This window comes from Pararobbsia silviterrae (assembly GCF_003628125.1).
GTDB classification, from domain to species: Bacteria; Pseudomonadota; Gammaproteobacteria; order Burkholderiales; family Burkholderiaceae; genus Pararobbsia; species Pararobbsia silviterrae.
This window is the reverse complement of record NZ_RBZU01000001.1, coordinates 522,333-545,079: the sequence shown is the minus strand read 5'-3', so window position 1 is coordinate 545,079 and position 22,747 is coordinate 522,333. Positions and strand designations below refer to the sequence as shown.

Genomic DNA, 22,747 nt, shown 5'->3' with positions numbered 1-22,747 from the left:
GACCACCGATGTGCTGAAATTTACACCACGAACGCCGGGCTTCCTACGTCTGTCGAAAATCGGTTGCCGAGACGCCATGCTCTGTCTCATTTGAATCAATCTTGACAGATGACTATCATCATCTAGAATTCAATAGCAATGGGAAACCCTTGGACGGTTGACGTGTCCAAGCAGTTAGCACTCAGTTTTGGAGAGTGCTAAGATGGACCCCGATTCTTGAGGAGCTTGCCGAGTGAGCACTGCCACACTGCCGAACATGAACCGTTCTTCCGCCGCGTCCATGGGTGCGCTTGCGCTTGTGGAGAACGCGATGTTGCCGGGCCAGCTCGGCAACATCGACGCATATATCCAGGCCGTCAATAAGATTCCGCTGCTGACGCCGGGCGAGGAAAAGCAACTCGCGACGGATTACCGCGAGCGCGGCGATCTCCATGCGGCGCGCCGCCTTGTGATGTCGCATCTGCGGCTCGTCGTGTCGATCGCGCGTAACTACCTAGGTTATGGGCTGCCGCACGCCGACCTGATCCAGGAAGGCAATATCGGCCTCATGAAGGCGGTCAAGCGCTTCGACCCGACGCAAAACGTCCGCCTCGTGTCGTACGCGATGCACTGGATCAAGGCTGAGATCCACGAGTACGTGCTGCGCAACTGGCGCATGGTCAAGGTCGCCACGACCAAGGCCCAGCGCAAGCTGTTCTTCAATCTGCGCAGCCACAAGCAGGGCATCCAGGCGATGTCGCCCGACGAGATCGACGGGCTCGCGCAGGAACTCAGCGTCAAGCGCGAGGACGTCGTCGAGATGGAAACGCGTCTTTCGGGCGGCGACGTGGCGCTCGAAGGTCAAGTCGAGGACGGCGAGGAGAGCTATGCCCCGATCGCGTACCTGTCGGATACGCGTCAGGAACCGACTGAAGTGATTGCGGCGCGTCAATACGATCACTTGCAATCGGACGGCCTGCAATCCGCGCTCGGTTCGCTCGATGCGCGTAGCCGCCGGATTATCGAGGCGCGCTGGCTCAACGTGTCCGACGACGGCAGCGGCGGCGCAACGCTCCACGATCTCGCGGCCGAATTCAACGTGTCGGCTGAACGGATCCGCCAGATCGAAGCCAGCGCGATGAAGAAAATGCGCGTCGCGCTCGCCGAAACGGCATAAAGCCGGCGGCGCCGAAGCGACGGCGCCTATCCGACGATCCGAACCAGCGTGGCCTCACGGCTTCGCTGGTTTTTTGTTTCGGCGCACCGAATTCGCTGACCATCCCGTCTTATTTGTCGTGTCTGGCCGCCACGGCACCGCCTCGCTCGCCTCTTCTGCCTCTTCTGCCTCACCCTCCTCACCTGCCTTGCCCGCCTCACCCGCCTCACCCGGCTTGCCCAACTTGCCAGCCTCGCCAGCCTCGCCAGCCTTGCTGCCGCCTCGTCCGCCGTGCTCGCGTCGTCCCGCTGCGGCAGCTCACCGAACCCGCCGAGTTTCCTGTTCCAATCACCTACTGACAGTAGGTGAATTAAACCTGATTCTCGGGCTCCGTCTTGACGCTTGCTGCGACATATTGTCGCAGCGCAGCAGTCAATCCTCCCGGCTGGCCGGCCCTCCAGCCGACGGGCGCTGCACTGCGACAATTTGGCGCATGTTCTGGATTTAAGCGGATTCCTACAATCGCGCCAGGCTAAGTCGTTCACCGACTCATGCGCAATCCGAACGCGCACCGTCGGCTCCCGACGAGCGGCAGCCCGACATCATGAATCTGCTCCATTCCGCTTTCGATCGGGCGCGCCGCCGCGGCACGCTCAAATTCGAACTCGCCGCCGTGCTGCTCATCAAGGCAGCACTGTTGTTCGTGCTCAAGACGCTGTGCTTCAGCCATCCCGCCGCCGAACACATGCAGTTACCCCCGGCCACCGTCGCGCAGGCCCTGCTCGGGCCTGCCGTCTCCGCTGAAGGACCCCACCATGCTAAGTAGTGACGTTGTCGAACTCTCGCGGCTTCAGTTCGCCGTAACCGCGCTCTACCACTTCCTGTTCGTCCCGCTGACGCTCGGCCTCGCGTGGCTGCTCGTGATCATGGAGTCGTGCTACGTGATCACCGGCAAGACGATCTACAAAGACATGACCCGCTTCTGGGGCAAGTTGTTCGCGATCAACTTCGCCATGGGCGTCACCACGGGCATCACGCTCGAATTCCAGTTCGGCACGAACTGGTCGTACTACTCGCACTACGTCGGCGACATCTTCGGCGTGCCGCTCGCCGTCGAAGGCATGATGGCCTTCTTCCTCGAGTCGACGATGGTCGGCCTCATGTTCTTCGGCTGGGACAAGCTCTCGCGCGCGAAGCACCTGATGGTCACGTTCCTCGTCGCGTTCGGCTCGAATCTCTCGGCACTCTGGATCCTCGTCGCGAACGGCTGGATGAACAATCCGGTCGGCGCCGTCTTCAACGCCGAAACGATGCGCATGGAACTCGCGAGCATGAGCGACGTGCTGTTCAATCCGGTCGCCCAGGTCAAATTCGTGCACACCGTGTCGGCCGGCTATGTGACGGCCGCGATGTTCGTGCTCGGCGTCTCGTGCTGGTATCTGCTCAAGCGCCGCGATACGGCGTTCGCGCTGCGCTCGTGCGCGATCGCCGCCGCGTTCGGTCTCGCCTCGACGCTCTGCGTGATCGTGCTCGGCGACGAATCGGGCTATACGACCGGCGAAGTCCAGCAAGCCAAGCTCGCCGCGATCGAATCGGAATGGGACACGACGCCGGCGCCTGCCTCGTTCACCTTGTTCGGGATTCCGAACCAGGAGGCGCAACGGACCGACTATGCGATCCGGATTCCGTACGTCCTCGGTCTGATCGCGACGCGTTCGCTCGACGGCCAGGTCACCGGTCTCAAAGACATCATTCACGCGAACGAAGCGCGCGTGCGCAGCGGCATCGTCGCGTATTCGGCGCTCCAGGAAATCAAGGCGGGCAATCCGACCGATGCGGCTCGGGCCGCGTTCGCCGAGCATCAGAAGAACCTCGGCTACGCGCTGCTGCTCAAGCCGATCGCGCCGAACGTCGTCGACGCCACCGATGCCCAGATCGCGGAGGCCGCGCGCCATTCGATTCCGCCCGTCGCGCCCGTGTTCTTCTCGTTCCGTCTGATGGTCGGCCTCGGCTTGCTGTTTCTCGCAACCTTCGTGATCGCGTGCTATCTGTCCGTGCGCGGAAAGTTCGATAAGCCCGGCTCGCGCTGGTTCCTGCGATGGGCCGTTTGCGCGATTCCCTTGCCGTGGCTCGCCGCGGAATTCGGCTGGATCACGGCGGAAATGGGCCGCCAGCCCTGGACGATCGCGGGCGTCCTGCCGACAAGCGCTTCGGCCTCGACACTGACCGTGGGCGACCTCTATTTCAGTCTCGGCGGCTTCGTCCTGTTCTACACCGTCCTGTTCTTCGTCGAGATGTATCTGATGTTCAAGTACGCGCGTCGCGGACCCTCGTCGCTCCACACGGGCCGGTATCACTTCGAAGCGCCGTCCGACCCCACCGACACGCAACGCCTCGCCGGCGGTCCGCTGCCGACTTCGCCCTGATCGCGCATCGCACGGAGGCCGTCGCAGCGGCCTCCGGCACCGCGCTGAGCCCCCACCCAAACCCGAGCCCGAACCCAAGCCCGACAAGACGCCGCTTCATCACGCCTCAAACCCGGACGCCACCTGTCGATACCGCGGCGACACCTCACTCAACGGAACCTGAACCGCACAAGGATCCTCAATGTTCGACTACGAAACCCTCAAACTGATCTGGTGGGGCTTGATCGGCCTGCTCATGATCGGCTTCGCGCTGACCGACGGCTTCGATCTCGGCGTCGGCATCCTGCTGCCGTTCATCGGCCGAAAAGATATCGAGCGCCGGATCGTCATCAACGCGATCGGGCCGACGTGGGAAGGCAATCAGACCTGGCTCATCACGTTCGGCGGCGCCACGTTCGCAGCCTGGCCGATGGTCTATGCGACCTCGTTCTCGGGCTTCTACGTCGCGCTGCTGCTGGTCTTGTTCGCGCTGTTCATGCGGCCCGTCGGATTCGACTATCGCGGCAAGATCGACGACGTGCGCTGGCGTTCCGCGTGGGACTGGGCGCTGTTCGCGGGGAGCTTCGTGCCCGCGCTCGTGTTTGGCGTCGCGGTCGGCAATCTGCTCGAAGGCGTGCCGTTCGTCTTCGACAGCGACCTGCGCTCGACCTACACGGGCAACTTCTTCGCGCTGCTCAATCCGTTCGCGCTGCTCGCCGGCGTGTTGAGCGTCACGATGCTCGTCGCGCATGGTGCGGCGTTTCTCAGACTCAAGACCGACGGCATCGTCGCGCGTCGCGCCGTCCCCGTGGCGCGATACGCGTCCCTGCTCACGCTCGTGCTGTTCGTCACCGCCGGCTACTTCGTGCTGACGACGATCCCGGGCTACGCGATCGTCGGCGACATCGCGACCCAGGGCCCGGCGAATCCGCTCGCCAAGGAAGTCGTCGCGGGACCGGGACTTTGGCTCTATAGCTACGGACGCCATCCGCTTACGCTGCTCGCGCCGCTCGTCGCGATCGTCGCAAGCCTCGTGGTCTGCCTCTGCGCCGGTCGCGGCAAGGGCCTCGTCGCGTTTCTCGCGACGGGCGTCCAAATCCTCGGCGTGATCCTGACGGCCGGGTGCGCGATGTTCCCGTTCATCATGCCGTCGTCGCTCGATCCGCGCAGCAGCCTCACGCTCTGGGACGCCGCTTCGAGCCGCCTCACGCTCGAAATCATGCTGTTCGTGACGATCGTTTTGGTGCCCGTGATCTTCTTCTACACGGGATGGGTGTACCGCGTGCTACGCGGCAAAGTCAGCGCCGAGTCGATCGAGCGCGATTCGCATGTCATGTACTAAAGGAGTCATCGTATGTGGTACTTCAGTTGGATTCTCGGCATCGGCGTTGCGCTCGCCGCAGGGGTCATCAGCGCGCTTTGGTTCGAATCGCATGACGCGCGCGATATCAGCCACCGCCCGCGTGCGAAGCCCACGGGGCACACTCACCGCGCGGCGAGCGCGCCCTGACGCCGACACGCGTCGATGCGCGTCGATGCGCGGCACGCACGCATCGCATCGAAGCATGATGGCCGGCGCGATCGATGCGCCCGACGCGTGAACCCGCGTGGCACATAAAAAAAAGGGGTGGCCTGATGGGCCACCCCTTTTGCATTGCCGCGAGGACGCTTACTCCACGCCAGACTTCAGATTGCCGCGCGCGCGATCTCCTGGACCGGCGCGCCCATCACGCGCGGATGCGCGTTATGCCGGTTGAGGCGCCGCGCCGCCCGACGCCAGGCGTGCACCCAGCACTTGCGCGTAGCGTTGCGCCGCGTTGCCGCAGACGATGTGGAACGTGTCGGGCGAGACCCATGCGACGTCGAGCGCGTCGAGACGCGAACGATCGACCGCCGACGGATCGCGCACGACGACACGCAGACGCGTCGTCGCCACGGCGTCGAGCGCCGAGACATTGCCCGCGCCGCCGAACACGGCGATCCAGCGCACCGGATCCGGGTCGAGCGGACCCGCGTCGGCGGCCTTCACGGGCGCGGCGCTCGGAGCGGCGGCGCGACCGACGCCCGCATCGACTTCCTGACGGATTTCGTCGGCGATCAGATCGGCTTCCGGTCCGATGATGACCTGGACCGTCGTCTTGCCCTGACGCAGCAGCGCGCGGGCGCCCGCAGCCTTGAGCGCAGGTTCGGAAACGACCTCGCTATCGACGACGTTGAGGCGAAGACGCGTCGTGCAGGCGTCGATGACCGTCAGGTTCCCGGCACCGCCGAGCGCCGCGATGTACTTCGAGGCACGCGTATTCGACGCCGTGGCCGGCGCGCTCTGGTTGCCGCCGTACACGGGCGACGGACCGTCGGCCGCGACTTCCGCGTCGGTTTCGCGACCCGGCGTCGCGAGATCGAACTTCGCGATGAAGAAGCGGAACAGCCCGTAGTAGACGATGAAATAGACGATACCGACCGGAATCGCTTCCCAACCCTTCGTCGACAGGCCGTAGTTCAGCACGTAGTCGATCGCGCCTGCCGAGAACGTGAAGCCGAGCTTGATGCCGAGCGCGCTGCAGATCGCGAGCGAGAGGCCCGTGAGGACCGCGTGGATCGCGTAGAGCACCGGTGCGAGGAACATGAACGCGTACTCGATCGGCTCGGTCACGCCGGTCAGGAACGACGTCAGCGCCATCGAGAACAGCAGACCGCCGACGACGGCGCGACGGCCCTTCGGCGCGGCGTGATACATCGCGAGACAGGCGGCCGGCAGACCGAACATCATGACCGGGAAGAAGCCCGCCATGAAGCCGCCCGCGGTCGGATCGCCCGCGAAGAAGCGGTGCAGATCGCCCGTGACGACCTTGCCGTCGGCGCCCGTGAAGCTACCGAACACGAACCAGCAGAGGCTGTTGATGATGTGGTGCAGACCCGTGACGAGCAGCAGGCGGTTCAACACGCCGTAGACGAACGCGCCGACCGCGCCGGCCGTGACGATCCAGTTGCCGACGTTCGAGATCAGCGTCTGGATCGGCGGCCACACGAAGCCGAACACGACGCCGAGAATCAGACAGCTGAAGCCCGTGACGATCGGCACGAAGCGCCGGCCGCCGAAGAACGCCAGATACGAGGGCAGCTTGATGTCCTTGTACCGGTTATAGAGCATGCCCGCGACGATCCCGTCGATGATGCCGCCCAGCACGCCCATGTCGAGCTTCGCATCGATCGACTTGAGCACGGCGACCTGCACGAGATAGCCGATCGCGCCGGCGAGGCCCGATGTCCCGTTGTTGTCCTTCGCGAAGCCGACCGCGACGCCGATCGCGAACAACAGGGCGAGGTTCGAGAAAATCGCATCGCCCGCATTCGCGATCAGCGCGACGTTGAACACGTCGGGCTGACCGAGCCGCAACAATATCCCGGCCACGGGCAGCACCGCGACCGGCAGCATCAGGGCGCGCCCCAATCGCTGGACCTTTGCAAATGGATTCGAATCCATATAGTTCTCCAGAAGTTCTCGTCGTTGATTTACTGGCTGGTGCGATCCGCGCGGCCTTGCGACCGGCGCGCACACCACGCGCTTCCCCATTTGCGAGCGACCCGCTTGTCTCCTCCAGGCGTCTCTTGTTGCGCCGGCTCGCCTCGCACCGCCCGCCGGCCGCCCGTGATCGACGCACGGGCCGCGGCGGGCGGCGCATCGGCCAAGCCGGTGCGCCAAGTCCTCCTAGTCGAGCGGCCAGACCTCGCGACTTGCTGCTCTTACTGCCTGTGCCGATTCGAGCGCCAGCGCATCCTGGGCGCGCTGACGGCACAGTTGATAATCCAGGGTTCGGACACGGGCCTTGATCGAAGGCACCGACACCGGATCCACGGACAATTCGGTCACGCCGAGGCCGACGAGCAGCGGCACCGCCACCGGGTCGCCCGCGAGCGCGCCGCAGACGCCGACCCAGCGGCCGTATTTCGCGGCCCCTTGCGTCGTCGCGGCAATCAGCCGCAGCACGGCCGGATGCAGTCCGTCGGCCTGATCGGCGAGCTGCGCCTGCATGCGGTCCATCGCCAGCGTGTACTGCGTGAGATCGTTCGTGCCGATCGACAGGAAGTCGGCATAGCGTGCGAGCTGATCGGCCAGCAGCGCCGCCGACGGCACTTCGATCATGACGCCGACCTCGATCGGATCGGTGCGGCCCGCCTCGCGCTGGAACTGGTCGATGCGCGCGCGCAAGCGGATCAGCTCGCCGACGTCCGTGACCATCGGCAACAGGATCCGGACCGCGCCGTGCGGCTGGACAGCGACGAGCCCGCGCAGTTGGTCGTCAAGCAGATCGGGGCGCACCTGGGCGAGGCGGATCCCGCGCAGACCGAGCGCCGGGTTCGGTTCGGGCGGCAGCGTCAGATAGTCGACTTCCTTGTCGGCGCCCACATCGAGCGTGCGGATGATCGCCGTGCGGCCCTCGAGCGCCGTCACGATCGCCTGATAGCTGTCGCGGTGCGCGTCGACGCTCGGCGCGGTCGGCCGATGGATGAACATGAGTTCGGTGCGCAACAGACCCACGGCGTCGGCGCCGTTCTCGACGGCGACGCGCGCATCGGCGGCCGTCGCGATGTTCGCGGCGACCTCGACGGCGTGGCCGTCGGTCGTCTTCGCGGCAAGCTGCGAGGTTTTGCGGTTCTGATCGCGCACGGAGGCAATTCGCGCACGCTCGGCGCGCGCGCGGTCGATGTCGAGCGTCGTCGGCGCATATTCGAGGCGGCCCGCATTGGCGTCGACGACCACCTGCGTGCCGTCGGGAACCGCATGCAGCGCATCGCCGATCGCGACGAGCGCGGGAATGCCGAGCTGACGCGCGATGATCGCCGCGTGCGTCGTCGCGCCGCCGCGCGCCGTGACGAGCCCGGTCACACGCGTCGTATCGAGTCCCGCCAGATCGGACGGCGTGAACTCGTCCGCGCAGAGCACGGCCTCGGGCGGCAATTCGCGCGTGCGGCTCGGACTCGACAGACCGAGCGCGCGCAGCACGCGCTTCTCGATGTCGCGCAAATCGGCCGCGCGCTCGGCGAGCAGCTTGTCTTCGAGATTGCCGAGCATCGCGGACTGCGCGCGGACCGCTTCGCGCCACGCAAAGCCCGCGCTTTTGCCGAGGCTGATCAGATCGCGCGCGGCATCGACGAGCGCCGGATCGTCGAGCAGCACGCGATGGACCGCGAAAATCCCGGCCTCGCCGACCGCGCCGCGCTGCGAGGCGCGCGCAACCGTCGCTTCGAGTTCGGCATCGACGGCCGCGAGCGCCTTGTCGAGCGCGCGGCTTTCGGCGGCCGGCGTGCCGGTCGCGCGTTCGACAGGCGTGACGTCGCCGTCGTCCCACCGCACGAGCGTGCCGACGCCGACGCCGGGCGACGCCGCGACGCCGGCCAGCGTGTTCGGATCGAGCGCTCGCGCGGCGACCGGTGCGGCCGCGCGCGGCGCGGGCGACACCGCATGCGCGGGGCTCGGCTGTTCGTTCTCGTCGGGGGCGTCGTGTCCGAGTTCGGCGATGACGGCTTCGAGCGCTTCACGCGCGTCATGACCGATCGCGACGACGGTCACGCTCGCGCCCTCGCCCGCGCCCAAACCGAGCAGCCCGACGATGCTGTTCAGCGAGGCCGACTTGCCGCCGTAGTGGAGCTCGACCTTCGATGCGAACTTGCGCGCGGCGTCACGCGCGCGCGCAGCCGGGCGGGCGTGCAAACCACCCTTGGTGGCCAGTTGGACCTCGCCGCGCGCCTCGACGGACGGCGAGGCGTCGGCGACGATAGCAGCAGCAGCCCCCGCCGCCGCAGCCGTTGCGCCGACGGCCTGCGCCGCGGCCTCCGCGCGCTCGGCATCCGACGCACTCGGACTCATGACGGGCTGCCCCGTCGGAACCAGCGTCAGCAGCCGCGTGCGGCCCGCCTGCATGGAACCGCTCGCGCGGCTCGCGATCTGGAACGCATCGCCGTTCGCGATCGCGACGACGGTCACGAGGCTATGCGCGCGACGCGCGACATAGTCGGGATCGAACTCGATCAGCGACTGGCCCGCGACGACGCGATCGCCTTGCTGAACCTTCGGCGTGAAACCCTCGCCCTTGAGTTCGACCGTATCGATGCCGACGTGGAGCAGCACTTCGGCGCCCTCTTCCGTCGTGAGCGTCACGGCATGGCCCGTGCGGGCCAGATGCGAGATCGTGCCGTCGCACGGTGCGACGAGCAGCGTGTCGAGCGGATCGAGACCGATCCCGTCGCCGAACATCTTGCCCGCGAACACCGGATCGGGCACGTCTTCGATCGGGACCACGGGGCCCGTGAGCGGCGCGAGCAGCTCGATTTCCTTAACCTGGCGATTCATTACGACGCCTCCTCGGCGTGTCGTCCGTCCGACGGACTCAATTCAATGGGTTTCAGTCACTTTCTTCAGATGGCGCGGCGTGTCGGGATTGCGCCCGCGCGCCTGCGCGAGCGATGCCGCCATCACATAGAAGCTCACGATCGCCGCGATCGGATCGAGGCGCGGGTCGGCGGTCGTCACGAGCGGCAGGTCGCGTTCGGCGACGTCGTCGGGCGCCGCGAGCAGCACGCGCGCGCCGCGCTTGCGCATGTCGGCCGCGAGCGTGATGAGCCCGGGCTGAGTCGGACCGCGCGGGGCGAACACGAGCAGCGGATACGCCTGGTCGATGAGTTCCATCGGGCCGTGCTGGACTTCGGCACTCGAAAACGCCTCGGCCTGAATGCCCGACGTTTCCTTGAGCTTGAGCGCCGACTCCTGTGCGATCGCGAGCGACAGACCGCGTCCGATGACCATCATCTGATCGACGCCCGCGAGCGCGTCGACCGCACTCGACCAGTCGAGCGCGCCGGCCGCGCGCAGCGATTCCGGCAAGGTTTCGATGGCCTTGAGCAGCGCCGCGTCGCCGTTCCAATGCGCGACGAGCTGGGCCGACATCGCGAGCATCGCGACATAGCTCTTCGTCGCGGCCACCGACAGTTCGGGGCCCGCGAGCAGCGGCAGCGTGAATTCGCAGGCAGCGCTGAGCGGCGAGTCGGCGACATTGACCGCCGCCGCGGTCAGCGCGCCCGCGGTGCGCAACGCCTTCATCGTATCGACGAGATCGGGGCTCTTGCCCGACTGCGAGAATGCGAGCGCGAACTGGTGCTCGACCTTCAGCGGCGCTTGCTGGAGCGTCGCGATCGACATCGGCAGCGACGCGACGGGCACGCCGGCGACGCTCATCGCGAGGCCCGCGAAATAGCTGGCCGCGTGATCCGAGCTGCCGCGCGCGACGGTCAGCGCGACCTGGCGGTCGCGCGCGCGCAGCGCGGCGGCGACGCGTTCAACCGGGCCCTGGGCCGCGAGTTGTGCGGCGACTGCATCCGCGGATGCGAGCGCCTCTTTAAGCATATTCGACGACAATTTCCTCTCCTTCGACGTAGGTCGCCTGCAGGGCAAGCGCGCGATCGAGCACGACCAGATCGGCCCATGCCCCCACTTCGATCCGACCGCGATCGGACAACCCCAAATAATCGGCCGCGTGGCGCGACACGTAGTTCGACACGTCGGCGAGCGGCAGGCCGAGCGAGACGAGATTGCGCAGCGCCTTGTCCATCGTCAGCGTGCTGCCCGCGAGCGTGCCGTCCTTGAGCCGCACCGCGCCGAGGCACTTGACGACGCCCTGGCTGCCGAGCCGGTACTCGCCGTCGGGCATGCCCGCCGCGGCCGTGCTGTCGGTCACGCAGTACAACTGCGGAATCGCGCGCAAGGCGACGCGAATCGCACCCGGGTGCACGTGAAGCAGATCGGGGATCAGCTCCGCGTACTGCGCGTGCGCGAGCGCCGCGCCGACCATGCCGGGCTCGCGGTGATGCAGGCCCGACATCGCGTTATACAAATGCGTGAAACCCGTCGCGCCATGCTTGAGCGCATTGACGCCTTCGTCGTACGTGCCGAGCGTGTGACCGACCTGGACACGCACGCCGCGCGCGGCGAGTTCGCCGACGATCCGCGGATGACCGCTGATTTCGGGCGCGAGCGTCACGACGCGGATCGGCGCGACGCTCAGATAGTCGAGCACCTCGTCGAGCACCGCGACCACGGCTTCGGGCGGCTGCGCGCCGAGCTTCGACGGGCTGATATAGGGCCCTTCGAGATGCACGCCGAGGATGCGCGCGGCACCGGCCGGACGCGTCTGCGCGCATTCGCCGAGCTCGACGAGCACCTTGCGCAGCGCCGGGCGCGGCGCGGTCATCGTCGTCGCGAGCAGGCTCGTCGTGCCGTGGCACGCATGCAGGCGCGCCATCGTGACGGCCGCCGCCGCGCCTTCCATCGTGTCCGCGCCGCCGCCGCCATGGACGTGCAGATCGATAAAGCCCGGCACGATGTACGGGGCGTCGTTGCCCGCGGGGTCGACCGGCACCGCATCGATCGCGGCGATCCGGCCGGCGTCGATGTCGATGCGTCCGTGGCGCCAGCCCGCGGAAGTCAAAATATTGCCCGTCAGCACAGGGACTCCTTGTGTTCGTGCCCGCGAGGCCCGGCGCGACGCGCCGGGCTAGCAGGATGGCGGGAATCGGCGCGGCGTGCGGCATGCGCATCGCCCGCATCGATCCCTCGCGCTTCGCTGCATCGCCCGGCGCGACGCCGGAGCGTGGGGTGGCGTTCGCCTATCGCCTCAGTTCCGCAACGAAGTCGTAGTAATCGTTGCGGCAATACGTATCCGTCAGTTCGATCGCGCGCTGGTCGGCCGTGAAGCCGATCCGCGTGATCAGCAACAGCGCTTCGCCCGTCGCGATCCCCATGCGCGCCGCGATTTCCTCGGTCGCGTTGACGGCGCGAAAGTGCTGAAGCGCGCGCACGATCGACAGACCGCGCTTGTCGAGGTACGCGTACAACGAATCGCCGATCGCCGTCGGCTCCGGAATCAGCGCGGCGGGAAACGTCGAATGCTCGACGGCCATCACGACGTCGTCGGCGAGCCGCAAGCGCCGCAGCCGCACGACGGCCGCCGCCGGCGACAGACCCAGCTGAATGACCTCCGCGCGATTCGCCGGCACGATCTCGCGCGACAACCACTGCGAACTCGGCGTGAAGCCGCGCCGCCGCAGCATCTCGGAGAAGCCCGTCAGTTGCGACAGCGGATCTTCGAGGCGCGGCGTGATGAAGCTTCCGGCGCCTTGCGTGCGCTTGATCATCCCCTGCTCGACGAGCAGCGCGATGGCTTTGCGCGACGTGATCCGCGAGACGCCGAGCGCTTCGGACAGCGCGCGCTCGGACGGTAGCGCTTCTCCCGCCGACCACACGCCGGCCTGGATCGCGTCGGCGAGCTTGCGCGCGAGCTGCAGATACAGCGGCGTCACGCTATCGGGATCGGGTTTCAACTCTTGCCAGCGTGTTTCCATCGGCCTTCCGTCGGCATCGTCATACGGCTGTTGTTTGCGGGCCATTATAGGACCAAAGTAATACCAGTCAATCTGGACAAAAATATCTGGGGATTTTGCTTAATGCCCCGTCGATAAAGGGATTTGCGCCGGAATTTGATGTGATGAGGGAACTCGCATCAGGGTATATCCCGACATTGATGCATACCAGTTCATTGAATTTGACATGCACCGGTATCATGCGGCGGCGCACGAAAACATCACGCGACGCGAGCGCGCGAGGTGCGCGTGCACGATCGGCGCGCATCGGATTCCGCGTACAGGCGGTGTGCGCTGTGCGTACGCAGCAGACGGAAGAGGCCCGCGTGGCGGGCCGATGCGATGAAACGCGATGCATCGCATCGACGCCGGATACGCCGCGGCAAACACGCGGGTCGCATGAAGCGTCAGCACGATAAGGGTGCTGCCCTGCGGGATCGGTGATGCCGACGAGGATTTCGGGGCCGCAACGATGACCGCTCAGGTCACGATGCAAGCGTCGACATTTGGGGAAGCAGGCGGGAACGGAACGCCGATGCGAGTGACCGGCCGCTCAGCCGATGAAGCGTTCAGCTGCCCAGCAAGAGTTGAAGGTCATGGACCCACGGGTCCGGTCCCTGCCCGTCGCGCGCGAACAAGCGCAATTGTCCCGACGGGTCGAACACATAGCTGCCCGCCGTATGGTCGAGTGTATAGCCGTCGCCCGACTTGTCGGGGACCTTCGCATAGACGACGCGAAAGGCCTTCGCGAAGGCCGCGAGATCCGCATCGCTCGCGGGGCGCAAGCCCTCGAAGGCGGGATTGAAGGCGTGCACATAGGCATCGAGCACGGCCGGCGTATCGCGCGCGGGATCGAGCGTGACGAACAGCACCTGGACTTTCGACGCATCGGGACCGAGTCGCTGCATCGCCTGCGCGAGCTCGGCCATCGTCGCGGGACACACATCGGGACAGTGCGTGTAGCCGACGAACAGCACGACCGCCTTGCCTTTGTAGTCCGCGAGCGTACGGACCTTGCCATGCGTGTCGGGCAGCGAAAAATCCGTCGCGAAGCTCTTGCTGCCCGTGATGTCGACGTTCGTGAAATCCTGCGGTTTGCTGCATGCGCCGAGCAGCGCCGCGCAGGCGACGACGGCCGTCGCCGCGATCCGTGTCCAGCGCGAGATCGGCGCGCGGGCCGCGCGATCTGCATGCATCGGCGCGCGCACTCAGAGTCCGATGCCGAGCGGCACGTAGTGATCGACAAGCAGAGCCGCGAAAAGCAGCGACAGATAGACGATCGAATAACGGAACGCGCGGCGCGCGAGCGCATCGCTGTAGTGACGCCAGATCCGCCACGCGTAGACGAGATAGATCGCGCCGAGCACGACGGCCGACACGAGGTAGACGAGCCCGCTCATGCGCGTCGCATACGGCAGCAGCGTCACGCCGAGCAGCACGATCGTGTAGAGGAACACGTGCAGGCCCGTGAACTTCTCGCCGTGCGTGACCGGCAGCATCGGCAGGCCCGATTTCTCGTAGTCGGCGCGGCGGTAAAGCGCGAGCGACCAGAAATGCGGCGGCGTCCAGACGAAGATGATCAGCACGAGAATCCAGGCGTCGGCGGGCACGGCGCCCGTGACCGCGGCCCAGCCCAAGGCGGGCGGCATCGCACCCGAGGCGCCTCCGATCACGATGTTTTGCGGCGTCGCCGGCTTCAGGATGATCGTGTAGACGATCGCGTAACCGACGAAGGTCGCGAACGTGAGCCACATCGTGAGCGCATTCGTGAACGTGTCGAGCGTCCACATGCCGAGCGCGCCGAGCACCGACGAGAACGCAATGATCTGAAACGACGAGATCTCGCCGCGCGCCGACGGCCGCCATGCGGTGCGGCGCATCAGTGCATCGACTTTCTGCTCGACGAGGCAGTTGATCGCGAACGCGGCCCCCGCGAGCAGCCAGATGCCGATAGTGCCGCCGATCAGGGGCCGCAGCGGCACCATGCCGCGCGTCGACAGGAACATGCCGATCACGGCGCAGAAGACGGCGAGCTGCGTGACGCGCGGCTTCGTCAGCGCCCAATACTGGGCCAGACGGTTGCCGGTCGACGGCTGGACGATGGATGCGGGCATGGTGAGATCAGGCGCTGACGCCGGCCTGCGCAGGCGCGGCGGCGGCACGGGCGCGACGAGAATTGAGATGGAAGTTTACCATGACGAGTGTCAGCAGCAGGATCGCGGCCCCGCCGTTATGGGCGACCGCGACCGGCAACGGCCAATCGAGCAGGATGTTCGACAGGCCGCTCGCGATCTGGATCACGAGCACCGCGAGCAAGGTCGTCGCGAGCCGGCGCAGCGCGGGATCGCCGCGCAGCTTCAGCGCGAGCCAGCCGACGTAGAAGAACACGACGAACGCAAAGGTCCGGTGCGTCCAGTGGATCGCGACGAGCGCGTCCTGCGTGATGAAGCCGCCGTCGCCGGTGCGGCCGAGCGCGCGCCATAGATGAAAGCCGTTCGCGAAGTCCATCGGCGGCACCCACTGACCGTTGCACGTCGGGAAGTCCGTGCACGCGAGCACGGCGTAGTTCGTGCTGACCCAGCCGCCGAGCGCGATCTGCACGACGAGCAGCACGAGCGCGATGCACGCGGCCGTGCGCAATCCCGCGCTACGCGCCGATATCGCGCCGCCGAACGGTGTGCCGCGCGGCCCGACGCCCGTGTCGGCCGAGCGCGTCGCGGCGAGCCAGCCGAGGCCCGCGAGCAGCGACAGACCGAGCAGCAGATGCGTCGTCACGATGACCGGCTGAAGTTTGAGCGTGACCGTCCACGCGCCGAAGGCGCCCTGCACGAGCACCAGCGCGAGCAACGCCGTCGGTCCCCACGGATTGATCCTGAGGCGCGCGCGACGCGCCCATGCGATGACGACGAGCGCGATGATCAGCACGCCGACCGCCATCGCGATATAGCGATGGACCATTTCGATCCAGGCCTTGCTCATCGTGACGGGTCCCGTCGGCATCGCGGCTTCGGCCGCGTGGATCGCCGCGTGCGCGACGAACGGCGACGAACTTGCGTAGCAGCCGGGCCAGTCGGGACAGCCGAGTCCCGAATCGGTCAGCCGCGTGAAACTGCCGAACATCACGAGATCGAGCGTGAGAAATGTCGTGATCCAGACGAGCTTGCGAAATTTATCGGGGTCTCCGCTGCCCCAGACGTAAGACAACGGCACAAGCGCGACGCACAGGCCGATCAGGCCGAGTTGGAGAATGAACATGGAACGGTGTCGTCGTGGTATCCGGTCAAAAGCTCGATGAGTCGCGCGCGGCGCGGCGCACGCGCGACTTTAGTCCGCCGTGCCGAGGCCCGTGTTGATCTTGAGCAATTTGCTCAAATCGGCCTTGATTTTCGACGGATTCGGATCCTTCGGAAAACGCATCATGAGGTTCCCGTTCGGATCGACGAGATAGATCGGGTCGGTCATCGGCGTGTCGGCATCGGCGGGCAACCACGCTGCGAGCGCGGCCGGATCGGCGACGAGCGTACGCGTGTCCGCGTAGGGCGCGCTGACCTTGTCGGGCACGGGCGCGGAATCGGTACGCAGCCAGACCGTGCGCACGCGATCGCGATCGGCGCCCTGCGTCAGACGGATCTGCCGCATGAAATAGAGCTTCTTCGCGCAGGCATCGCCGCACGCGCTCGCGTCGACGCTGACCATCAGCCACTTGCCCTCGAGCGCGCTGAGCGGCATGTCGTGGCCCTGCTCGTCGGTCACGTGGAGCGAGGCCGGAATCGGCCGTTGCGGCGTGATCAGCGCGCCGTAGTTCGTCTGTCCGCCGCGCGGCTTGACGACGTAATAGGTGAAATACGACGCGATGACGGGCGCCGCGCAGATCGCGATGATCAGCAACAGCACCCAGCGGCCGGTATTCCAGCTCCCGCGGGGCGCGGCGTCGCCCTCGGCGCGCGAGGCGACGTTGCGCTCGCGCGAGGGCCGATGGGTGCGTTGGCGCGACGATGCGTGATTCGATTCAGTCAAGCTCGACCTCAATGTTTGTCTGGCGTGTTCGGTATTTCCGGCGTATCGGGCGTCTCCGGCGCCTCGGCGACCGGCGCGCGCCGTTCGTGCAAGGCGGCGCGACGCGCCGCATAGAGTCCGAACGCGAGCGCGGCAACCGCCATCGCCCACCATTGGACCATATAGCCGTAGTTCTGCTGGGCGTTGGCGACCTGCGTCGGCCAATCGCGCACGAGTCCGTCCCGCGCGCCGTCGTCTTGCTGGATCACGAACGGTTGCAGACGGAGTCCGGTTTCCCGCGCGTACGCGTCGACGGCGAGGTTCTGGCGGATCGACTGATGCGCTTCGGCGCCGCTCTGTCCGAGCGCGAACGCCTGGCTTGCATTGGCCCGCGCAAGACCGACGACTTCGACGTCGCCGGCCGGCGTCGCATACGGCGCGATCTTCGTCCGATCCTCCTCGCTGCGCGGCAGCCATCCTCGATTCACGAGCACGGCGCTGCCGTCGGCGAACTTCAGCGGCATCACGACGTAGAAACCGGGCGCGTCCTTATAGGGCCGGTTGTCGAGATAGACGACGCGCTCGGGCATCCACGTCCCATGCGTCACGACGCGATGATATTCGATCGCGGCAAGCGGCACGGATTGCGGGCCCACGGCGATCGGCGTCGCATGCTGGAACTCGGTCAGATGCGCATTGAGCGCTTCGCGCTGATGCGCGCGCGAGAGCTGCCAGAAGCCGAGGCGCGTCGTCACGAGGATGACCGCGACGACGATCAACGCCGGCCAGAAACGAATCTTCAGCATGGGCGCCCCCGTGTGCCGCCTTGTGTGCCGCCTCGTGTGCAGTCACGCGCGTCGCCAGGCGCGCCGCCGGCACGCGCGATGCTGCGCATGTCAGGCAGGGCGCCGGCGACCGTGCCGCGCGGCCCGTGCGGTGCGATAATGCGCGCCATCACACCCGTGGTTCGATTCATGCACATCCTGGTTCCCATCGCCTTCGCGCTGATCATTGCAAGCATGGCGTCCGCCCTGTATTTCATGATGCACGACAAGGGCAAGTCGCAACGTATGGTCTGGTCGCTCGCGACGCGTGTCGGCCTGTCGATCAGCCTGTTCCTGATCATCCTTTTCGCACACTGGATGGGCTGGATTCAGACCTCCCAGGTTCCGCTCGGACGCTAGCGCACCGCGCAGACACGCCATCCTCGTACGGCTTGCCCTCCGCGCGCGGCCGCATCGTCCTCACGCAGACCACACCGTTCTCGCGCGGATCGGCACGCGTCGTTCCCATCGTCCGTTGTCCGCTCGACCCGTAAACGACGACGCCGCCCCATGGGGCGGCGTCGTTCCGAAACAGCGATTCACAACTGCAATCCGGTATCCGGCGTCGGGCGGCGATCGCCGCCCTGGCCCCGTCGATCACTCGACGTCTCGGGTCTGGATGCGCGTCTTACAGCCAGTAGACGACGACGTAGAGACCCAGCCAGACCACGTCGACGAAGTGCCAGTACCATGCGGCGCCTTCGAACGCGAAGTGATGATCGGGCTTGAAATGGCCGCGAATCACGCGCACCAGCACGACCGTCAGCATCAATGCGCCGAGCGTCACGTGGAAACCGTGGAAGCCCGTCAGCAGGAAGAACGTCGAACCGTATGCGCCCGACGTGAGCTTGAGGTTCAGCTCGTTGTACGCGTGGAAGTATTCGAAGCCCTGCATGAACAGGAATATCACGCCGAGCAGGATCGTCGCGGCGAGCCAGACGATCGTCTTCTTGCGCTCGTCATGCTGGAGCGCATGGTGAGCGACGGTCAGCGTCGCGCCCGACGACAGCAGCAGCGCCGTATTGATCGTCGGCACCGGCCACGGTTGCATCGGCTTGAAGTGCGACACGAGATTCGCGGGACCGACGTTCGGCCACACGGCCGCGAAATCGGGCCACACGAGCTTGCTGTCGAGGCTGCCGAGCAGCGTCAGCGCGAATTCGCGCGTGTAGAACAGCGCGCCGAAGAACGCACAGAAGAACATGACTTCGGAGAAGATGAACCAGCTCATGCTCCAGCGGTACGACTTGTCGACGCGCTTGCCGTACTGTCCGCCTTCCGACTCCGCGATCGCGTCGCCGAACCAGTGCCAGAGCACGAAGAGCAGCCACGCGAGACCGACGAAGACGCCGAGCGGCGCGAGCTTCTCGCCGTTGATCCACGACGCGAGCGACGCCATCATGCACAGCAGGCCGATCGATGCCGTGATCGGATGCCGCGAAGGATGCGGAATAAAGTAATAAGGGCTCTGGTTCTGAGCGTTCATCAGGGATTCTCCACTTCGATCCGTTTCTTGTATTCCGCCACTGCGCCCGTGCACGTCGAACGGGCTTCGCGATGCTCGGTTCCCGCGATCATTTCGCCGACACGACGAAATGCACGACCGTGACCAATATTGCAATAAACAACGCCATCATCACGAACGCCGTGATGACGACGTGAACAGGATTCAGCCGCGCGGCGTCGCGTTCGAGATCGCGCCGCTTGCGCACACCGAAGAACGACCAGAACACGGCACGGAACGACTCGCTGAAACGAATCGGCCGATCCGTCGCCGAGCGTTCGGCATCCGCCTCGACATCGCGAGCGCGGCCCCCTTCGTCATTCTCCGCACCCATCGGCGAAGCCCTGTTCAATGTGACCGCCACTGCTGAATGATCGCACCGGCAAAAAACACCGCCGCGATCACGAACAGCACCAGGCCGAGCCACCGGTTGTTGCGCTTGATCCTGGCGTCTCGCCCCGCGTTATCGTGCGGCAGTGGCTTGTGTCGTTGCCCCGTCATCGTGCTTTCCCGCGCCGCGCGCGGCGCTGTCCTTCCGAATGCGTTCAAAACGCCGTACCGACATCGACCATCGACCATCGACCGCGTCACCGAATCGTACAACGCCCCGACGACAGCGCCGGGGCGAACCGATTCCGCTTATTCGACGGTCGGCGGCTCTTCGAACGTATGGAACGGTGCCGGGCTCGGGATCGTCCATTCGAGGCCCGTTGCGCCGTCCCACGGCTTGTCGCCCGCCTTCTCGTGCTCACCGCCGCCGCGATACGTCGGCAACGCGACGAAGAACAGGAAGTAGACCTGCGACAGACCAAACCAGAACGCGCCGATCGTCGCGATCTGATTGAAATCCGTGAACTGCGCCGGGTAGTCGGCATAGCGACGCGGCATGCCGGCCAGACCCAGGAAGTGCATCGGGAAGAACGTCAGGTTGAAGCTCAGCAGCGAGCTCCAGAAGTGGATCTTGCCGCGCGTCTCGTTGTACATCCAGCCCGTCCACTTCGGCGACCAGTAGTACCAGCCCGAGAACAACGCGAACAACGATCCCGCCACGAGCACATAGTGGAAGTGCGCGACGACGTAATACGTGCCGTGCATCGCGATGTCGAGCGGCGCGACCGACAGAATCAGGCCCGTAAAGCCGCCCATCGTGAACACGAACAGGAAGCCGATCGCGAACAGCATCGGCGTTTCGAACGTCAGCGAACCGCGCCACATCGTGGCCGTCCAGTTGAACACCTTGACGCCCGTCGGCACCGCGATGAGCATCGTCGCGTACATGAAGAACAGCTGGCCCGTGACCGGCATGCCCGTCACGAACATGTGGTGCGCCCAGACCATGAACGACAGCACGGCGATCGACGACGTCGCGTAGACCATCGAGCTATAGCCGAACAGCGGCTTGCGCGAGAACGCCGGCACGACCTGGGAGATGATCCCGAAGGCCGGCAAGATCATGATGTAGACCTCGGGGTGACCGAAGAACCAGAAGATGTGCTGGTACAGCACCGGATCGCCGCCGCCCGCCGCATTGAAGAACGACGTGCCGAAGTGGCGATCGAACAGCAGCATCGTGATGGCGCCCGCGAGCACCGGCATCACGGCGATCAGCAGGAACGCCGTGATCAGCCAGGTCCATGCGAACATCGGCATCTTCATGAGCGTCATGCCCGGTGCGCGCATGTTCAGGATCGTCACGATGATGTTGATCCCGCCCATGATCGACGACGCGCCCATCAAGTGGACCGCGAAGATCCCGAGGTCCATGCCGGGGCCCATCTGCGTGGACAGCGGCGCGTAGAGCGTCCAGCCCGCGGCCGTCGCGCCGCCCGGCACGAGGAACGAACCCGACAGCAGCGCGCCCGCGACCGGCAGCAGCCAGAAGCTGAAGTTGTTCATGCGCGCGAACGCCATGTCCGACGCGCCGATCTGCAGCGGCACCATCCAGTTCGCGAAGCCGACGAAGGCCGGCATGATCGCGCCGAACACCATCAGCAGCCCGTGCATCGTGGTCAGCTGGTTGAAGAACTCGGGACGCATGATCTGCAACCCCGGCTCGAACAGTTCCGAGCGGATCAGCAGCGCCATCACGCCGCCCGTCAGGAACATGACGAACGAGAAGATCAGATAGAGCGTGCCGATGTCCTTGTGGTTCGTCGCATAGAGCCAGCGACGCCATCCGTGCGGATGATCGTGTGCGTGGTCGTCGTGCGCGTGGTCGTCGTGCTCGTGACCTGCGTGGCCGGCGTGTTCGTGGTCCGTGATCGTCGACATCGTGCTTCTCCTAGGTCTTGCTGCCGTCGCGCGCGGCGGCCACTTGCTTCGGCTGGACAGTTTCGCCCGTGTGGTTCGACCACGAATTACGCTCGTACGTAATCACAGCGGCGATCTCGACATCGTTGAGCGTCTTGTCCCAATTCGGCATCGCGGGCTTGCCGGCGTCCTGCTTGCCGTGCAGCACCACGTTGATATGGTCGGCGAGCGGACCCTGGACGACGGCGTCGCCGTCGAGCGCCGGGAAGGCGCCTGCGCCCTTGCCGCTGGCCTGGTGGCAGACCGCGCAGTTCGCGGTGTAGACCTGCTGGCCGCGCGCGATCAGTTCAGCTTGCGTGTACGTCTTGTTCGGATCGTCGTTGGCCGCGGCCATCTTCTTCTTTTGATCGTCGACCCACTTCGCGTAGTCGGCATCCGACAGCACTTCGACGACGACCGGCATGAACGCGTGTTCCTTGCCGCAGAGTTCGGTACAGAAGCCGCGATAGGTGCCGGGCTTGTCGGCCTTGAACCACGTTTCGCGCGTGAAGCCCGGGATCGCATCCTGCTTGACGCCGAACGCGGGCACGTACCACGAGTGCACGACGTCCATCGCGGTCGTCACGATCTTGATCTTCTTGTTGACCGGCACGACGAGCGGGTTGTCGACTTCCTGGAGATAGGTGTCGGTCTTCGGCATGTCGCCGTCGACTTCAGCGCGCGGCGTGGTCAACGTCGAGATGAACGAGATGCCCTGACCCGGGCCGTTGACGTAGTCGTAGCCCCATTTCCATTGGTAGCCCGTGACCTTGATCGTCAAGTCGGAGTTCGTCGTGTCCTTCATCGCGACGACGGCGCGCGTCGCGGGCAGCGCCATCAGGATCACGATAAGGAACGGCACGACGGTCCAGATGATTTCGACGGTCGTGCTTTCGTGGAAGTGCGCAGGTTGAACGCCACGCGACTTCCGGTGCATGACGATCGAATAGAACATGACACCGAACACGCCGATGAAGATCACCAGGCAGATGATCAGCATCATCGTATGCAGGTTGTACAGCAGATCGGCAATGTGGGTTGCCGGTGGTTGGAAGTTCAGCTCGTAGAGCGCAGGACCGCCGGGACTGTCGTTGACCGCCTGTGCCAGGCCGGCAGTCAGCAAACCGCCGCCCGCGAGCAGAACCGCGAGGGCTCGCTTCATTATTTTCATGGCTTCCTT

General features: G+C 65.7%; 20 protein-coding genes and 1 pseudogene. 6 read left to right on the top strand and 15 right to left on the bottom strand.

What is annotated here, in order from left to right:
* The first annotated feature begins 232 nt into the window (after positions 1 to 232).
* From rpoH to cydX, 5 genes are all read left to right on the top strand, one after another.
* Complete coding sequence (gene rpoH / locus D7S86_RS02480; protein WP_121083009.1) at positions 233 to 1,156, top strand: RNA polymerase sigma factor RpoH; 924 nt, start codon at positions 233 to 235, stop codon at positions 1,154 to 1,156.
* Positions 1,157 to 1,739: 583 nt separating this feature from the next.
* Complete coding sequence (gene cydP / locus D7S86_RS02475; protein ID WP_121083007.1) at positions 1,740 to 1,961, top strand: cytochrome oxidase putative small subunit CydP; 222 nt, start codon at positions 1,740 to 1,742, stop codon at positions 1,959 to 1,961.
* On the top strand, positions 1,951 to 3,561 hold the full coding sequence (locus D7S86_RS02470) for a cytochrome ubiquinol oxidase subunit I (protein WP_121083004.1): 1,611 nt from the start codon (positions 1,951 to 1,953) through the stop codon (positions 3,559 to 3,561). The genes cydP and D7S86_RS02470 overlap by 11 nt, the downstream gene beginning before the upstream one ends.
* A gap of 181 nt (positions 3,562 to 3,742) precedes the next feature.
* A complete protein-coding gene (gene cydB, locus D7S86_RS02465; RefSeq protein ID WP_121083001.1) occupies positions 3,743 to 4,882 on the top strand; it encodes a cytochrome d ubiquinol oxidase subunit II in 1,140 nt (379 codons plus the stop codon).
* A gap of 12 nt (positions 4,883 to 4,894) precedes the next feature.
* Positions 4,895 to 5,050, top strand: a complete 156-nt coding sequence (gene cydX, locus D7S86_RS30595; protein ID WP_121082998.1) for a cytochrome bd-I oxidase subunit CydX — start codon at positions 4,895 to 4,897, stop codon at positions 5,048 to 5,050.
* Between the two features lie 234 nt (positions 5,051 to 5,284).
* On the opposite strand, the gene nagE is transcribed toward cydX, so the two are convergent.
* From nagE to D7S86_RS02405, 10 genes are all read right to left on the bottom strand, one after another.
* Positions 5,285 to 7,024: an N-acetylglucosamine-specific PTS transporter subunit IIBC gene (gene nagE / locus D7S86_RS02455; RefSeq protein ID WP_121082995.1), complete on the bottom strand. Its 1,740-nt coding sequence runs from the start codon at positions 7,022 to 7,024 to the stop codon at positions 5,285 to 5,287.
* 225 nt (positions 7,025 to 7,249) lie between these two features.
* Positions 7,250 to 9,892, bottom strand: a complete 2,643-nt coding sequence (gene ptsP, locus D7S86_RS02450) for a phosphoenolpyruvate--protein phosphotransferase (RefSeq protein ID WP_121082992.1) — start codon at positions 9,890 to 9,892, stop codon at positions 7,250 to 7,252.
* A gap of 42 nt (positions 9,893 to 9,934) precedes the next feature.
* Entirely contained in the window at positions 9,935 to 10,942 is a 1,008-nt protein-coding gene (locus D7S86_RS02445; RefSeq protein ID WP_121082989.1) for an SIS domain-containing protein, read from the bottom strand.
* A complete protein-coding gene (nagA, locus tag D7S86_RS02440) occupies positions 10,935 to 12,041 on the bottom strand; it encodes an N-acetylglucosamine-6-phosphate deacetylase (protein WP_121082986.1) in 1,107 nt (368 codons plus the stop codon). The genes D7S86_RS02445 and nagA overlap by 8 nt, the downstream gene beginning before the upstream one ends.
* A gap of 160 nt (positions 12,042 to 12,201) precedes the next feature.
* Complete coding sequence (locus D7S86_RS02435; protein ID WP_121084226.1) at positions 12,202 to 12,936, bottom strand: GntR family transcriptional regulator; 735 nt, start codon at positions 12,934 to 12,936, stop codon at positions 12,202 to 12,204.
* A 587-nt stretch (positions 12,937 to 13,523) separates the two neighbouring features.
* Positions 13,524 to 14,150, bottom strand: a complete 627-nt coding sequence (locus tag D7S86_RS02425; protein ID WP_121084224.1) for an SCO family protein — start codon at positions 14,148 to 14,150, stop codon at positions 13,524 to 13,526.
* Between the two features lie 12 nt (positions 14,151 to 14,162).
* The gene (cyoE, locus tag D7S86_RS02420) at positions 14,163 to 15,068 is read right to left on the bottom strand and encodes a heme o synthase (protein ID WP_121084222.1); all 906 of its coding nucleotides are present in this window, start codon (positions 15,066 to 15,068) and stop codon (positions 14,163 to 14,165) included.
* Positions 15,069 to 15,075: 7 nt separating this feature from the next.
* The gene (locus D7S86_RS02415; protein WP_121082979.1) at positions 15,076 to 16,209 is read right to left on the bottom strand and encodes a COX15/CtaA family protein; all 1,134 of its coding nucleotides are present in this window, start codon (positions 16,207 to 16,209) and stop codon (positions 15,076 to 15,078) included.
* Positions 16,210 to 16,278: 69 nt separating this feature from the next.
* Positions 16,279 to 16,971 carry an SCO family protein gene (locus D7S86_RS02410; protein WP_121082976.1) on the bottom strand — a complete coding sequence of 231 codons (693 nt, stop codon included), beginning with the start codon at positions 16,969 to 16,971 and terminating at the stop codon, positions 16,279 to 16,281.
* 8 nt (positions 16,972 to 16,979) lie between these two features.
* Complete coding sequence (locus D7S86_RS02405; RefSeq protein ID WP_240647996.1) at positions 16,980 to 17,753, bottom strand: SURF1 family protein; 774 nt, start codon at positions 17,751 to 17,753, stop codon at positions 16,980 to 16,982.
* A 171-nt stretch (positions 17,754 to 17,924) separates the two neighbouring features.
* Between D7S86_RS02405 and D7S86_RS02400 the strand changes: the two genes are divergently transcribed.
* Complete coding sequence (locus tag D7S86_RS02400) at positions 17,925 to 18,134, top strand: twin transmembrane helix small protein (protein ID WP_121082972.1); 210 nt, start codon at positions 17,925 to 17,927, stop codon at positions 18,132 to 18,134.
* Between the two features lie 268 nt (positions 18,135 to 18,402).
* On the opposite strand, the gene D7S86_RS02395 is transcribed toward D7S86_RS02400, so the two are convergent.
* The 5 genes and pseudogenes from D7S86_RS02395 to coxB all read right to left on the bottom strand — a co-directional run.
* Positions 18,403 to 19,260, bottom strand: coding sequence for a cytochrome c oxidase subunit 3 (locus D7S86_RS02395; protein WP_121082969.1), 858 nt, complete (start codon positions 19,258 to 19,260; stop codon positions 18,403 to 18,405).
* An 88-nt stretch (positions 19,261 to 19,348) separates the two neighbouring features.
* Positions 19,349 to 19,612 carry a DUF2970 domain-containing protein gene (locus D7S86_RS02390; protein ID WP_121082966.1) on the bottom strand — a complete coding sequence of 88 codons (264 nt, stop codon included), beginning with the start codon at positions 19,610 to 19,612 and terminating at the stop codon, positions 19,349 to 19,351.
* A gap of 14 nt (positions 19,613 to 19,626) precedes the next feature.
* Positions 19,627 to 19,779: a cytochrome oxidase small assembly protein gene (locus D7S86_RS29755; protein WP_166444086.1), complete on the bottom strand. Its 153-nt coding sequence runs from the start codon at positions 19,777 to 19,779 to the stop codon at positions 19,627 to 19,629.
* Positions 19,780 to 19,917: 138 nt separating this feature from the next.
* Complete coding sequence (gene ctaD / locus D7S86_RS02380) at positions 19,918 to 21,549, bottom strand: cytochrome c oxidase subunit I (RefSeq protein ID WP_121082961.1); 1,632 nt, start codon at positions 21,547 to 21,549, stop codon at positions 19,918 to 19,920.
* A gap of 22 nt (positions 21,550 to 21,571) precedes the next feature.
* A pseudogene (gene coxB, locus D7S86_RS02375) lies at positions 21,572 to 22,738 on the bottom strand (cytochrome c oxidase subunit II); the annotation flags it as partial.
* Between the last annotated feature and the right edge of the window lie 9 nt (positions 22,739 to 22,747).

What these genes read in the sequence shown, in the direction of transcription:
- cyoE (WP_121084222.1), bottom strand. Translation starts at nt 15,068, where the DNA reads ATGCCCGCATCCATCGTCCAGCCGTCGACCGGCAACCGTCTGGCCCAG.
- D7S86_RS02400 (WP_121082972.1), top strand. Translation starts at nt 17,925, where the DNA reads ATGCACATCCTGGTTCCCATCGCCTTCGCGCTGATCATTGCAAGCATG.
- D7S86_RS02395 (WP_121082969.1), bottom strand. Translation starts at nt 19,260, where the DNA reads ATGAACGCTCAGAACCAGAGCCCTTATTACTTTATTCCGCATCCTTCG.
- D7S86_RS02435 (WP_121084226.1), bottom strand. Translation starts at nt 12,936, where the DNA reads ATGGAAACACGCTGGCAAGAGTTGAAACCCGATCCCGATAGCGTGACG.
- nagE (WP_121082995.1), bottom strand. Translation starts at nt 7,024, where the DNA reads ATGGATTCGAATCCATTTGCAAAGGTCCAGCGATTGGGGCGCGCCCTG.
- D7S86_RS29755 (WP_166444086.1), bottom strand. Translation starts at nt 19,779, where the DNA reads ATGACGGGGCAACGACACAAGCCACTGCCGCACGATAACGCGGGGCGA.
- D7S86_RS02470 (WP_121083004.1), top strand. Translation starts at nt 1,951, where the DNA reads ATGCTAAGTAGTGACGTTGTCGAACTCTCGCGGCTTCAGTTCGCCGTA.
- ptsP (WP_121082992.1), bottom strand. Translation starts at nt 9,892, where the DNA reads ATGAATCGCCAGGTTAAGGAAATCGAGCTGCTCGCGCCGCTCACGGGC.
- D7S86_RS02425 (WP_121084224.1), bottom strand. Translation starts at nt 14,150, where the DNA reads ATGCATGCAGATCGCGCGGCCCGCGCGCCGATCTCGCGCTGGACACGG.
- D7S86_RS02445 (WP_121082989.1), bottom strand. Translation starts at nt 10,942, where the DNA reads ATGCTTAAAGAGGCGCTCGCATCCGCGGATGCAGTCGCCGCACAACTC.
- D7S86_RS02415 (WP_121082979.1), bottom strand. Translation starts at nt 16,209, where the DNA reads ATGTTCATTCTCCAACTCGGCCTGATCGGCCTGTGCGTCGCGCTTGTG.
- cydP (WP_121083007.1), top strand. Translation starts at nt 1,740, where the DNA reads ATGAATCTGCTCCATTCCGCTTTCGATCGGGCGCGCCGCCGCGGCACG.
- D7S86_RS02390 (WP_121082966.1), bottom strand. Translation starts at nt 19,612, where the DNA reads ATGGGTGCGGAGAATGACGAAGGGGGCCGCGCTCGCGATGTCGAGGCG.
- cydX (WP_121082998.1), top strand. Translation starts at nt 4,895, where the DNA reads ATGTGGTACTTCAGTTGGATTCTCGGCATCGGCGTTGCGCTCGCCGCA.
- ctaD (WP_121082961.1), bottom strand. Translation starts at nt 21,549, where the DNA reads ATGTCGACGATCACGGACCACGAACACGCCGGCCACGCAGGTCACGAG.
- cydB (WP_121083001.1), top strand. Translation starts at nt 3,743, where the DNA reads ATGTTCGACTACGAAACCCTCAAACTGATCTGGTGGGGCTTGATCGGC.